The sequence below is a fragment of the Actinokineospora sp. genome (assembly GCF_050699995.1).
Lineage (GTDB): Bacteria > Actinomycetota > Actinomycetes > Mycobacteriales > Pseudonocardiaceae > Actinokineospora.
Window position 1 is genome coordinate 1 of sequence record NZ_JBOHGC010000069.1, and the last position, 12,327, is coordinate 12,327.

Annotated in this window: 11 protein-coding genes and 1 pseudogene; 7 read left to right on the forward strand and 5 right to left on the reverse strand. The window is 69.5% G+C overall.

Annotated elements, in window-relative coordinates:
* Positions 1-1,165 (reverse strand): 30S ribosomal protein S1 (rpsA, locus tag ACRDSQ_RS04215; protein ID WP_431418923.1); only part of this gene is annotated, 1,165 nt, incomplete at its 3' end.
* 277 nt (positions 1,166-1,442) lie between these two features.
* On the opposite strand from rpsA, the gene ACRDSQ_RS04220 reads away from it, so the two are divergent.
* The 3 genes and pseudogenes from ACRDSQ_RS04220 to ACRDSQ_RS04230 form a co-directional block, all read left to right on the forward strand.
* Entirely contained in the window at positions 1,443-2,264 is an 822-nt protein-coding gene (locus tag ACRDSQ_RS04220; RefSeq protein WP_431418924.1) for a class I SAM-dependent methyltransferase, read from the forward strand.
* Complete coding sequence (locus ACRDSQ_RS04225; protein WP_431418925.1) at positions 2,261-3,172, forward strand: N-acetyltransferase family protein; 912 nt, start codon at positions 2,261-2,263, stop codon at positions 3,170-3,172. Before ACRDSQ_RS04220 ends, ACRDSQ_RS04225 begins: the two co-directional genes overlap by 4 nt.
* 54 nt (positions 3,173-3,226) lie before the next feature.
* Positions 3,227-3,445 (forward strand): annotated as a pseudogene (locus tag ACRDSQ_RS04230) (TetR/AcrR family transcriptional regulator); the annotation flags it as partial.
* An 11-nt stretch (positions 3,446-3,456) separates the two neighbouring features.
* On the opposite strand, the gene ACRDSQ_RS04235 reads toward ACRDSQ_RS04230, so the two are convergent.
* The gene (locus ACRDSQ_RS04235) at positions 3,457-3,855 is read right to left on the reverse strand and encodes a MerR family transcriptional regulator (protein ID WP_431418927.1); all 399 of its coding nucleotides are present in this window, start codon (positions 3,853-3,855) and stop codon (positions 3,457-3,459) included.
* Positions 3,856-4,033: 178 nt separating this feature from the next.
* Between ACRDSQ_RS04235 and ACRDSQ_RS04240 the strand changes: the two genes are divergently transcribed.
* The 3 genes from ACRDSQ_RS04240 to ACRDSQ_RS04250 all read left to right on the forward strand — a co-directional run bounded on the left by ACRDSQ_RS04240 (position 4,034) and on the right by ACRDSQ_RS04250 (position 7,496).
* The gene (locus tag ACRDSQ_RS04240; protein WP_431418928.1) at positions 4,034-5,401 is read left to right on the forward strand and encodes a hemolysin family protein; all 1,368 of its coding nucleotides are present in this window, start codon (positions 4,034-4,036) and stop codon (positions 5,399-5,401) included.
* Entirely contained in the window at positions 5,398-6,441 is a 1,044-nt protein-coding gene (locus ACRDSQ_RS04245; RefSeq protein ID WP_431418930.1) for a hemolysin family protein, read from the forward strand. The genes ACRDSQ_RS04240 and ACRDSQ_RS04245 overlap by 4 nt, the downstream gene beginning before the upstream one ends.
* A 65-nt stretch (positions 6,442-6,506) precedes the next feature.
* Entirely contained in the window at positions 6,507-7,496 is a 990-nt protein-coding gene (locus ACRDSQ_RS04250) for a sporulation protein (protein ID WP_431418937.1), read from the forward strand.
* Positions 7,497-7,828: 332 nt separating this feature from the next.
* On the opposite strand, the gene ACRDSQ_RS04255 is transcribed toward ACRDSQ_RS04250, so the two are convergent.
* From ACRDSQ_RS04255 to polA, 3 genes are read right to left on the reverse strand one after another with little or no spacing between them, the layout of a single operon-like run.
* Complete coding sequence (locus ACRDSQ_RS04255) at positions 7,829-8,359, reverse strand: hypothetical protein (RefSeq protein WP_431418932.1); 531 nt, start codon at positions 8,357-8,359, stop codon at positions 7,829-7,831.
* Positions 8,360-8,399: 40 nt separating this feature from the next.
* A complete protein-coding gene (gene bluB, locus ACRDSQ_RS04260; protein ID WP_431418933.1) occupies positions 8,400-9,029 on the reverse strand; it encodes a 5,6-dimethylbenzimidazole synthase in 630 nt (209 codons plus the stop codon).
* A 55-nt stretch (positions 9,030-9,084) separates the two neighbouring features.
* Positions 9,085-11,739, reverse strand: a complete 2,655-nt coding sequence (gene polA, locus ACRDSQ_RS04265; protein ID WP_431418940.1) for a DNA polymerase I — start codon at positions 11,737-11,739, stop codon at positions 9,085-9,087.
* Positions 11,740-11,901: 162 nt separating this feature from the next.
* Here polA and ACRDSQ_RS04270 point away from each other — a divergent pair.
* Positions 11,902-12,327: hotdog fold thioesterase (locus ACRDSQ_RS04270; protein ID WP_431418935.1), on the forward strand; the 426-nt coding region annotated here is incomplete at its 3' end.

Here is a 12,327-nt window from a genome sequence, read left to right on the forward strand (position 1 = left end):
CGTACAGGGTGGGGTCGAAGTGCTCCTCGCCCTCCTGTACGCCTTCGTTGGCCTGCTTGAGCGACAGCGAGATCCGGCGCCGCTCCAGGTCGATGTCGATCACCTTGACCATCACGTCCGCGCCGACGCCCACGACCTGCTCGGGCACCTCCACGTGGCGCTCGGCCAGCTCGGAGATGTGCACCAGGCCCTCGATGCCCTCCTCGACCCGCACGAACGAGCCGAAGGGCACCAGCTTGGTGACCTTGCCCGGCACGATCTGGCCGATCTGGTGGGTACGGGCGAAGTGCTGCCAGGGGTCCTCCTGCGTCGCCTTGAGCGACAGCGACACGCGCTCGCGCTCCATGTCGACGTCGAGGACCTCGACGGTGACTTCCTGGCCGACCTCGACAACCTCGGACGGGTGGTCGATGTGCTTCCAGGACAGCTCCGAGACGTGCACCAGGCCGTCGACGCCACCGAGGTCCACGAAGGCACCGAAGTTGACGATCGAGGACACGACGCCCTTGCGGACCTGGCCCTTCTGCAGCTGGTTGAGGAACTCGCTGCGGACCTCGGACTGGGTCTGCTCAAGCCACGCGCGGCGCGACAGGACCACGTTGTTGCGGTTCTTGTCGAGCTCGATGATCTTGGCTTCGAGCTCACGGCCGACGTACGGCTGCAGGTCGCGCACGCGGCGCATCTCGACCAGCGACGCGGGGAGGAAGCCACGCAGACCGATGTCCAGGATGAGGCCGCCCTTGACGACCTCGATGACCGTGCCCTTGACCGGCTCGTCCGACTCCTTGAGAGCCTCGATCGTGCCCCACGCACGCTCGTACTGAGCGCGCTTCTTGGACAGGATCAGGCGGCCCTCCTTGTCCTCCTTCTGGAGAACGAGGGCCTCGACCTCATCGCCGACCTTGACCACGTCGGCGGGATCGACATCGTGCTTGATCGACAACTCGCGCGAGGGGATGACGCCCTCGGTCTTGTAGCCGATGTCGAGCAGGACCTCGTCCCGGTCGACCTTGACGATCGTGCCCTCAACGATGTCGCCGTCGTTGAAGTACTTGATCGTCGCGTCGATCGCAGCGAGGAACTCCTCTTCGGATGCGAAGTCGTTGACGGCGACCTGCTGCTTCGGCGCGGTGACAGCCGGGACAATGGTGGTGTCGGTGGACATTAGGTAGGTGGCTCCGGTACGGATTGGTTTGGGTCGGGCTTACGGTTTTCAAGGCATTCGATCTCCGGGGCGCGGCGGAATCTTCGCCGACGGCACACCCGAACGAACAGGACCACACCGACAACGCCGCGCGACCCGTGCATGATTCCCAGCGGTCAGAAACCCAAGTCAGCGCGATACCACTGCGCGGCGGTATCCTACGCGGCTCCGTGATGACCGGGCAAACCCGGGGTACCTCCGAGAATGCTGATCCAGCCGCTGGTGACAGGATGTCACGGTGTCCAACCCAAGCGCTGAGAAGGCCCTCGGCACGACCGCCGTCGCCAGGGTGAACGTGGGGTCGGCCGAGTCGGTCGCCGCCAACATCGCCTGGTGGGACGCCGACGCCGACGATTATCACGCCGAGCACGGCGAATTCCTCGGTGTCGCCGACTTCGTGTGGTGCCCGGAATCGCTTCGCGAAGAGGACGCCAACCTGTTGGGTGACGTCTCAGGGCGCGATGTCCTCGAAGTCGGGTGCGGGTCGGCCCCGTGCGCGCGGTGGCTTTCGGCTCGGGGCGCGCGGGTGGTCGGGCTGGACCTGTCGGCGGGGATGCTGGGCTACGCGTCGGCCGCGAACATCGCGACCGGCATCGATGTGCCTTTGATCAGGGGAAACGCCGAGCAGCTGCCCTTCGCCGACGAGACGTTCGACCTCGCGTGCTCGGCGTTCGGCGCGGTCCCGTTCGTGGCCGATGTGGGCGCGGTGTTCAGCGAGGTCGCGCGCGTCCTGCGCCCCGGCGGCACGTGGACCTTCGCGGTCACCCACCCGATGCGCTGGATCTTCCCCGACGATCCCGGCCCGGACGGCCTGCGCGTCACCGGGTCGTACTTCGACCGGACCCCGTACGTCGAGGTCGACGACCAGGGCACGCCCACCTACGTCGAGCACCACCGCACGCTGGGTGACTACGTCCGCGCGCTGACCGCGGCCGGGCTGACGATCTTCGACCTCGCCGAGCCGGAGTGGCCGGAGGGCCACACCCAGAAGTGGGGCCAGTGGAGCCCGCTGCGCGGTGAGCTGTTCCCCGGCACGGCGATCTTCCGGTGCCGCCGGTGACGGCGGCGCTCCTGCGCGCCCAGTCCACCCGGTTCGCCAGCCTGGACCCCCTGCTCCCGGCCGCGGTGGACCCGCCGCCCGGCGACCTGCTCACCGCCGCCCTGCCCGACGGCGAGCAGGTGTCCGCGGTGCTGACCCGCACGCTCATCCAGCCGGGCACGCCGCAGTCACTGTGGTCGGCGTTCGAGGTCTTCGAGCTGCACCCGCTGCTCGGCGCGACCGACGGTGACGCTCTCGACCCGCTGCTGCGGGCCTGGCCCAGCAAATTGGGCGTGACCAGCGCGGACACCGCCTGCGTGGTGACCTGGCCGAGCCGCGACGCGGCGGCGGCGAAGGCGCTGCTGGCGCACGGGTTCGTCCCGCTCTCGGTGTTGGCCGTGCGGACGGCGCCGCCCCCCGCGCGCGAGCCGACGCCGGGTGTGGCGGTCCGCCGGGCGACCCGCGCGGACTTGGACGTGCTGGTCAAGTCGGCCTTGGCCGAGGTCGCGTACTCGGCGCAGGTCGGCGGCGCGGTGCCGCGGCCGGACGCGCCCGCGGTGAAGCGGGCGGCGCTGCGTGCGCACCTGACGCAGGGTGACCCGATCTGGCTCGCCGAGCGCGACGGGGTCGCGGTCGGGCACGCCGAGGGCTGGCACACCGACTCCGTCCCCGGCTCCTGGGCCGAGACCCGGGTCCGGCACGGCCGCTGGGGCTACGTGAACTGCCTGTCCGTACGACCGGACGCGCGGCATGCGGGCGTCGGGCAGGCCCTGATGGCCGTCGCGCACGCTGAACTGAGCCCGCGCACGGTCGGGTCGTTCTTGTACTACAACCCGCCGAATCCGCTGTCCCCGGTGTTCTGGGCCCGCCAGGGGTACCGTCCCCTGTGGACAGTGTGGGAAGTTCGCCCCGCCGCAGCCCTGCGCTGACCGGTCCCCCTCGAAACAAGTTGCGCTAACCAACCGTCATGCGGGCTCACCGCCCGGACCCAGGTGACTTCGATCATTCGGGCGCAGTTGCAGCGGTTGGCGGACGCTGGGGAGCTGCCGCCTGGGGTCGCGGTGCCGACGGCGTCGGCGGCGTTGTTCGGGACGGTGTTGGTAGTTGCGCTGGACTGGCAGGTGTTCGCGCCGGAGCGAAGCCGGGAAGAGGTACGGGACTCGGTGTTGATGTTGGTTCGCGGGTTGCGCGGCACGGGCTGAATACCCGGGGTCTATCCCGGGGGCATGTGCTGACTGATCTCCAGCGCGGTGGTGATCAGCGACTGGGCGCGCGCGGTGATCGCCGCGAGCAGACCGTGCGCGTGCGGAGCGGTGGACTCCGCCACGTCGCGCAAGGCGCGCAGGTCATCATCGAGGCGGTGCAGCAGAGCGGGGACGTCGGCGTTGTGCGTGCGCAGGGCGGTGGCGATCTCGTCGAGGCTGACGCCGTGGGCTTCCAGCCTGCGGATGGTGTTCACCTGCTCGACCGCGGTGGGGTCGTAGAGGCGGTAGTTGCCGGGGGTGCGTTCGGCGGGGACTATGAGTCCGAGGTTGGTGTAGTAGTCGATGGTGCGGGTGCTGACTCCGGCTTGGGTGGCGAGTTCTCCGATGCGCAGCAGTGTGTCGGCCACGGGCAGCCTCCTCGCACGTCGCCTGGGGTGTGTCGGCCGCCCTCAACCATACAGTGCTGCGTGATAGTGTCGGATTTGTGTGTATCGACGCCGATGGGTGTAGTACCCGGCCGGGGCGAGCCCGGCTGATCAGGTCCACCCGCGCCTCCGCCGTGACCGATCCCGCCCGTCCGGGTGGGTGTCCGCCGTGTTGATCGCCGCCGGGTTGGTGGTCACCCTGGTGTTGACCGCCGCGACCGGGTATTTCGTGGCCCAGGAGTTCGCCTACATGGCGGTCGACCGGGGCAGGCTGCGGCAATTGGCCGAGACCGGCGACAAACCCGCGCAGCGGGCGTTGCAGGTGACGCAGAAGCTGTCGTTCATGCTCTCGGGCGCCCAGTTCGGCATCACCGTGACCGCGCTGCTCGTCGGCTACGTCGCCGAACCTCTCCTGGGCACCGGCTTGGCCGATCTGCTCGGCCTCGCCGGCCTCAACCGGGCCGCCGCGCTGTCGCTGTCCCTGGCGGTGTCGCTGGTGTTCGCCACCGTGGTGCAGATGGTGCTCGGCGAACTGCTGCCAAAGAACCTCGCCATCGCCAAACCGGTGCCGCTGGCCAGGGCGCTGAGCGGGTCCACCCTGGTGTATCTGAACGTCGCGGGGCCGTTGATCCGGTTGTTCGACGCGGCGGCGAACCGGTTGCTGCGCGCGGTCGGGATCGAGCCGGTGGAGGAGCTGCCGCAGGGCGCGACCCCGGAGGACCTGGAACGCATCTTCGGCCAAGCCGGAGCCCAAGGTCACCTGGACCCCGAGCTGACCCAGTTGCTCGACCGCGGCCTGGACTTCCGCGGCCTGGTCGCCGAACAGGCGATGACCCCGCGGGTCGCGGTCCGCACCATCCACGTCGACGAACCCGCCTCCCGGGTGGTGGAGCTGCTCGACACCGGGTTCTCCCGCTTTCCCGTGGTGCGGAACGACTTGGACGACCTGGTCGGGGTGGTCGGGCTGGCCGAGGTGCTGACCATCGAACCCGAACAACGCCCGAACACCCCGGTCGGACGGATCGCCACGCCGGCGGTGATGGTGCCCGCGACGCTGCCGCTGCCCGCCGTGCTGGAGCGGCTGCGCGCCGAGCACCGGCAGCTGGCATGCGTGGTCGACGAGTTCGGTGGGTTCGCCGGAGTCGTGACCCTGGAGGACCTGGCCGAGGAGCTGGTCGGGGAGATCCACGACGAGGACGACCCAGTTCAGGCCGTCATCGAGCGCCGGGGCGAGGGGGCCTGGCTGGTGCCCGGCCGGGCCCGGGTCGACGAGATCGCCGACGCCACGGGGATCGCCCTGCCCGAGCACGAGGACTACGACACCGTGTCCGGTCTGGTGCTGCTGCACCTCGGGCGCGTCCCCAAGGTCGGTGACGAAGTCGAGTTGCTCGTCGCGACACCCTCGCACGAGGACGTGCCCCCCGCGCCGCGCCTGGTGAGCGTGCGGGTCATGACCATCGCCCGACATGTCCCCGCGACCGTCCTGGTCTGCGCTGCACCCGACGACGCCCAGGAGGTGGGCCGATGAGCATCGGATGGTCGCTGATCGCCTCACTGGCGTTGCTGGTGGGCAACGCGTTCTTCGTCGCGGCCGAGTTCGCGCTGATCTCGGCGAAACGTCACCGGCTCGAACAGGCCGCCGCCGAGGGCAGCCGAGCCGCCCGCGCTGCTGTCGCCGGGACCCGCGAGTTGTCGCTGATGCTCGCAGGCGCCCAACTCGGGATCACCCTGTGCACGCTGGGTCTGGGTGCGCTGGCCGAACCGGCGGTCGCCGCCCTGCTCGACATCCCGTTGCTCGCGCTCGGCCTCCCGGCCGGGGCGTCACACGCGATCGCGTTCGGAATCAGCCTGGCGCTGGTGGTGTTCCTGCACATGGTCGTCGGGGAGATGGCCCCTAAGTCCTGGGCGATCTCGCACCCGGAACGTTCGGCGCTGCTGCTGGCGCTGCCGTTTCGCGGGTTCGCCCACCTGGTGCGCTGGGTGCTCGCCGCGCTCAACGGGGTGACCAACGCGTTGTTGCGCGCGGTCAGGGTCACCCCGCAGGACGAACTCGCCCAAGCCCACCGCCCGGACGATCTGCGGATGCTGGTGCGCCAGTCCGGTGAGCACGGCCTGATCGCCGAAGGCCAGCAACGCCTGCTCACCCGCATGCTGGCCTTGCAGAACACCCGCGTCGACCAGGTCATGGTGCCGGTCGACGAGACCGTCACCGTCAACGAGGACATCACCGCCCGCGCGATCGAACGCCAGAGCCTGCTGACCGGGCGGTCCCGCTTCCCGGTCACCGACCACAGCGGGCGGTTCGTCGGGCTGGTCCACATCCGGGAGGCCATGCGGGCCACCGCGACCGGGGCCGACCCCACCGCCGGTGAGCTGATGGGCGAGGCCGTCACCCTCGCCGCGGACCTGCCCGTGGCGACGGCGGTCACCGCGATGCGCGAGCGCCGCGCTCAGCTTGCCCTCGTCGCGGCGGGCACCGGGGGCGCGGTGGTGGGCATCGCCACGATGGAGGACCTGCTTGAGGAACTCATCGGCGAGTTCGACGACGAGACCGACACCCCCAGCTGACCCTGACCTCATCCCGCGCCGTCCGGCGTCGGGGGTTTGTTCACCCATTTCAGGAGGAAATGCCGATGTTCAAACGGATGCTCAGTGCCTTCGGTGTCGGAGGACCATCCGTGGACACCGTTCTCGACTCACCGCACGCCGTGCCGGGGCAGGTGATCACCGGGCAGGTCCGCGTCCAGGGCGGCAGCGCCGACGCCGAGGTCGGCCAGATCGTGCTCACCCTGGTCACCGCCGTGAAAACCCCGCACGGGCACAACCCGCATACCGAGTTCCACCGGCTCGTGGTCGACCAGAACGTTCGGGTCACCGCCGGGCAACCGCTCAACCTGCCTTTCCGCCTGCCGTTGCCCTTCGAGACCCCGATCACCGCGGTCGGGAACAACCCGCTGCCCGGGGTCACCGTCGGCGTGCGCACCGACCTGGTCATCTCCGGGGCGCCAGACAAGGGCGATCTCGACCCCGTCCTCGTGCATCCCCTGCCCTCGCAGGACCGTGTCCTCGACGCGTTCGGTGAACTCGGCTTCCAGTTCCGCAAAGCCGACGTCGAAGCCGGACACCTGCACGGCGTCCGCCAGGAACTCCCGTTCTTCCAGGAAATCGAGTTCTTCCCACCTGCCCAGTTCGCCCACACGGTCAACGAGGTCGAACTGACCTTCGTCGCCGACCCGAACCACCTCCACGTCATCCTCGAAGCCGACAAACGCGCAGGCGGGTTCCACGGTGGCGGCGACACCTTCGGCCGCTTCCACCTGTCCCACCAGGAAGCCGAGGACACCGACTGGGCCGACACCATCGGCGGCTGGCTCCAGCAGATCACCGACCGGCGACCCGCCCACAACGCCTTCGGCGGCCACGGCAACCCCGCCTTCGGACAGCCTGGTTACGGCCAGCACGGCTACGACCAGCACGGTCAACACGGGTACGGGCAGCAGCGACGCGGCCCCGGCATGGGAGCCGCCATCGGCGGCGCCGCCGCCGGACTTGTCGGCGGCATGATCATCGGCGACATGATCGGCGACGCCTTCGAAGGCGGAGACGACGACGGCGGCGAGTAGCAGCCGGATGCCCGCGCGTGGGTTCGAGCCCACGCGCGGGCCACACGTGCGGTGCGGTCACGGCGCCCAGCGAGCAGAGTGTTCGGCCTGGCGTGCACGAGGTGTCACCGAGGCTGAGTCGCATCCGCACCTGATGGTTGTGCTCGGCATGCGCGATCACCGTGCAGGAGAGACGCGCGCTCATCATCGGAAGGTCGGTCTCAGCGGGCATCGCGACGATCTCGGTCCAAGCTCGTCGTGCTCGTTCGCCGAGTTGGGGGTCATCCGGCAGGCAGTAGTCACCCATCGCCGAACAGTATGGCCGGCAGACGCGGCCGGAGGTGGCCTGCGGGTCAGCTGACGTGGACTCCGCCGACCTGGTGGATGCCGGAGGGGCGTCGATCCAGGCCTCGGTGGATGGCGTCGGTGACGCTGGTGGCGATTTCCGCGTGGGTGAGCCAGCGGGAGGTGCCTCGGTCCGTGACCGGGCGCAGCACGACCTGCTGTGTCGGGTGGTCGGTGATCACCGGGTCCGGGCAGCCTGCGACCGGGTCGGCCGATGAGCGGCCGTGGACCTCGACGACCGGGGCGTCCGTGGTGAGGAGTCGGGCCACTGCCTTGAGGACCGGCACGCGTGATCGGCTCTCGATCCAGGCGACCAGGAGGTCCGCTGGGCCGCCCAGGGCGCGGGCGGCCCGGTCGGCCAAGCGCTCGGGGTAGGACCAGTCGGCTTCCACCCACAGGGCTCGGCCGGTTCCCTCGGCGGTCAGTGGGGCGTAGCGGCGGCTGGGGAGGACGACGTGCCAGCCGTCTGCGATGAGGCCCTTGGTGACCTGTGTGAGCATTCCGGTGCCGCCCAGGACCAACGCTCGCCGTACCGCCATCGCCGTCTCCCTTCGGGGAATCCCCGAGGTTACCGAGGAGTCAGCCCGTGTGTGCGTTGTAGCGCTCGAGATGGACCACCTGGTCGAGTGGTGTCCGGCTGCGCCAGCCGTGACGTTCCAGGTCGGGCACCTCCTGCAGCCGGTCCACGGGGCCGAGGCACAGCCAGGCGACCGGCCGCACCGTCTGCGGGATACCCAGCAACCCCTGCAGGTACTCCTCGCGGTAGAAGCTGACCCAGCCGACGCCCAGGCCCTCGGCCGTGGCGGCGAGCCACAGGTTCTGGATGGCCAGGCACACCGAGTACAGACCCGCGTCGGCGATGGCGTGCCTGCCGAGCACCGACGGCGAGCCGCGGTGGGGGTCGTAGGTGACGACGACGGAGAGGGTGGACTCCAGGATGCCGTCGATCTTGATGCGCTCGAAGGTCTCGGCCCGCTCCCCCGTCAGGGTCGCCGCGTACTCGGCCCGCTCGCCGTGGACGTGCTGGTGGAACTCGGCGCGGGTGTCCTTGTCGCGGACGAGGACGAAGTCCCACGGCTGGCTCATGCCGACGCTGGGCGCGGCGTGCGCCGCGCTCAGGACGCGGTGCAGCACCTCGTCGGCAATGGGTGCGCCGGTGAACTCGGCGCGCACGTCGCGCCGCTTGCCAACTACCTCGTAGAAATCCACCGGCGCAGCCTAGTTCGGCGAATACCCGCCACCACCCGCGCTGTGACGTTGAACGCTAGTGCGCTGCCTCATTCCAGGACCGTCCGAAGCCGACGGACACGTCCAGGGGGACGCGGAGTTCGTAGGCGCCGCCCATTTCCTTGCGCACCAACGCTTCCACGGCTTCGTGTTCGCCGGGGGCGACGTCGAGCACGAGTTCGTCGTGGACCTGGAGCAGCATCCGGCTGCGCAGGCCTGTCGCCACCAGTTCGCGTTGGACGTGGAGCATGGCGACCTTGATGATGTCGGCGGCGCTGCCCTGGATGGGGGCGTTGAGCGCCATCCGCTCGGCCATCTCTCGGCGCTGGCGGTTGTCGCTGGTGAGGTCGGGCAGGTAGCGACGGCGGCCGAAGATGGTCTCGGTGTAGCCGTCCTTGCGGGCCAGGCCGACGAGTTCCTGCAGGTAGTCACGCACGCCGCCGAAGCCGGCGAAGTAGTCGTCCATCAGACCACGCGCTTCCTCGGTGGAGATGCGCAGCTGTTGCGAGAGGCCATACGCCGAGAGGCCATAGGCCAGGCCGTAGTTCATGGCCTTGATCTTGGCGCGCTGTTCGCCGGTGACTTCGGTCGGCGAGACGGAGAAGACCTTGGCGGCGGTGGCGGCGTGGAAGTCGAAACCGGAGTTGAACGCCTCGATCAGCGCCTCGTCGCCCGACAGGTGGGCCATGATCCGCATCTCGATCTGGCTGTAGTCGGCGGTGAGCAGCTCGGCGTAGCCGTCGCCGACGATGAAGGCGTCGCGGATCGTGCGGCCGGCTTCGGTGCGGATCGGGATGTTCTGCAGGTTCGGCTCGGTGGACGACAGCCGACCGGTGGCCGCGATCGTCTGGTTGAACGTGGTGTGGATGCGGCCGTCGTCGGCGACGGACTTGAGCAGGCCCTCGACCGTGATCTTGAGCCGCATCGCGTCGCGGTGTTCGAGCAGGTGCTCCAGGAACGGGTGCTGGGTCTGCGCGTACAGGGTCGTGAGCGCTTCGGCGTCGGTGGTGTAGCCGGTCTTGGTCTTCTTGGTCTTCGGCATCTCCAGCTCGTCGAAGATGACGACCTGCAGCTGCTTCGGCGAGCCGAGGTTGATCTCCTTGCCGATGACCGCGAACGCCTTCTGCTCGGCGTCGCGCACGCGGGCGGCGAAGTGGGACTCCAGTTCGCTGAGCTTCTCGGTGTCGACGGCGATGCCCGCCGCTTCCAACTCGGCGAGGACACGCAGCAGCGGCAGCTCCATGTCGCCGAGCAGGGTGTACTGGCCCGCGTCGCGCAGAGCGGTGTCGAGCGCGTCGGCCAACTCGGCGATCGCGCGGGCACGCAGGATCTCGCCGGCGGCGAGCTTGCGGTCGTCGTCGCCCTCTTCATCCAGGAGGGACAGCTGCTGCTCCCCCGCCGTGTCCTCGACGCGCAGTTCGCGCTTGAGGTAGCGCAGGACCAGGTCGTCGAGGGTGAAGGTGCGCTGCCCCGGGCGGACCAGATACGCGGCCAGCGCGGTGTCGGTCGCCAGGCCTTCGAGGGACCAGCCGCGGTTGCGCAGGGCGTGCAGCGAGCGCTTGACGTCGTGGGCGAGCTTGGGGATGTCCGGGTCGGCCAGCCAGTCGCGGAACGCGCGCTCGTCGTCCTCGGTCAGCGCGGTGACGTCGACGTAGACGCCCTCACCGCCGGCGGTGGACAGCGCGACGGCCTTCAGCTCGACGGCCTGGCCGGACACGCCGACCTGGTCGTCCCTGAACGACAAGCCGATGCGCGTGCCCTTCGGCGCGTGCTTCGTCAGCCAGCCGGGCAGCTCGCCTGCCTCCAGGGCGCCGCCGCTGACCTCGAAGCCCTCGTCGGCCTCCGGCTCGGCGCTGGTGAGGGTGGCGAAGAGCCGGTCGCGCAGGACACGGAACTCCAGCTCGTCGAACAGTCGGTGCACGGCGTCGCGGTCCCACGCGCGCACAGCGAGTTCGCCAGGGGTCAGGTCAAGCGGGACGTCGCGGACCAGCTCGGTGAGCTGCCGGTTCATCATGACCGCCGACAGGTTCTCCCGCAGCGAGTCGCCGACCTTGCCCTTGACCTCGTCCACCCGGTCGATCAGGTCGTTGAGCGAGCCGAACTGCTGGATCCACTTGGTGATCGTCTTCTCACCGACCCCGGGGACCTTGGGCAGGTTGTCGCTCGGGTCTCCCCGCAGGGCCGCGAAGTCCGGGTACTGGGCCGGGGTGACGCCGTACTTCGCCAGCACGGCGTCGGGGGTGTAGCGGGCCAGTTCGGACACGCCCTTGACCGGGTACAGGACGGTGACGTGCTCGTTGACCAGCTGCAACGCGTCTCGGTCGCCGGTACAGATGAACACGTCGAACCCGTCGACCACGGCCTGGGTGGTCAGCGTGGCGATCAGGTCGTCGGCCTCGAAGTTCTCCTTGGCCAGCTTCGGGATGCAGAGGGCGTTGAGAACTTCCTCGATGAGGCTGACCTGGCCCTTGAACTCGTCCGGGCTGGCGCTGCGGTTGGCCTTGTAGTCGGGGAACGACTCGCTGCGGAACGTCTTGCGGGAGACGTCGAAGCACACCGCGAGGTGGGTGGGGGCCTCGTCACGCAGCAGGTTGATCAGCATGGAGGTGAAGCCGTAGACGGCGTTGGTGTGCTGGCCGGTGCCTGTGGAGAAGTTCTCCTTGGGCAGCGCGAAGAACGCCCGGTAGGCCATCGAGTGCCCGTCGATCAACAGCAATCGGCGGGCTTCGGCGGTGGTGGCGGGGAGCGGTCGGGTTTCGGTCTGCGCTGGCACGCCGCGAGTCTAGGCTGGGGCACTGACAGCTTTGCCGAGAGTCGGGGTCGGTCGACCCAGCGTCACCCAGCGGAGGTCCCCTTGAGCACGATTGACCCGTCGAAGATCCCCGGTCTGCGCCCGGAAGTGGCCGATCAGCTGCTCGCCGACAAGCTCGGCATCGAGGTGACGGACTGGGACAAGAACCGGCTGGTCGCGACCATGCCGGTGAAGGGGAACCTGCAGCCGTACGGCCTGCTGCACGGTGGCGCGAGCGCGGTGCTGGCGGAGACGCTGGGCTCGATCGCGGCGGCGTTGAACGCGCCGGAGGGGAAGCTGGTCGTCGGGCTGGAGCTGTCGTGCACGCACCACCGCGCGGCCCGCGAGGGTTTGGTGACGGCGGTGTGCACGCCGCTGCACGTGGGGCGGTCGACGTCGACGTTCGAGATCGTGATGACCGAGGACAGCGGCAAGCGCACGTGCACGGCCCGGCTGACGTGCGTGGCCCTGGACCGCGCGCCGGGCGAT

Excerpts from the sequence above, each read along its gene's own strand:
- ACRDSQ_RS04245 (WP_431418930.1), top strand. The coding sequence starts at position 5,398 with ATGAGCATCGGATGGTCGCTGATCGCCTCACTGGCGTTGCTGGTGGGC.
- ACRDSQ_RS04250 (WP_431418937.1), top strand. The coding sequence starts at position 6,507 with ATGTTCAAACGGATGCTCAGTGCCTTCGGTGTCGGAGGACCATCCGTG.
- ACRDSQ_RS04255 (WP_431418932.1), bottom strand. The coding sequence starts at position 8,359 with ATGGCGGTACGGCGAGCGTTGGTCCTGGGCGGCACCGGAATGCTCACA.
- polA (WP_431418940.1), bottom strand. The coding sequence starts at position 11,739 with ATGGCCTACCGGGCGTTCTTCGCGCTGCCCAAGGAGAACTTCTCCACA.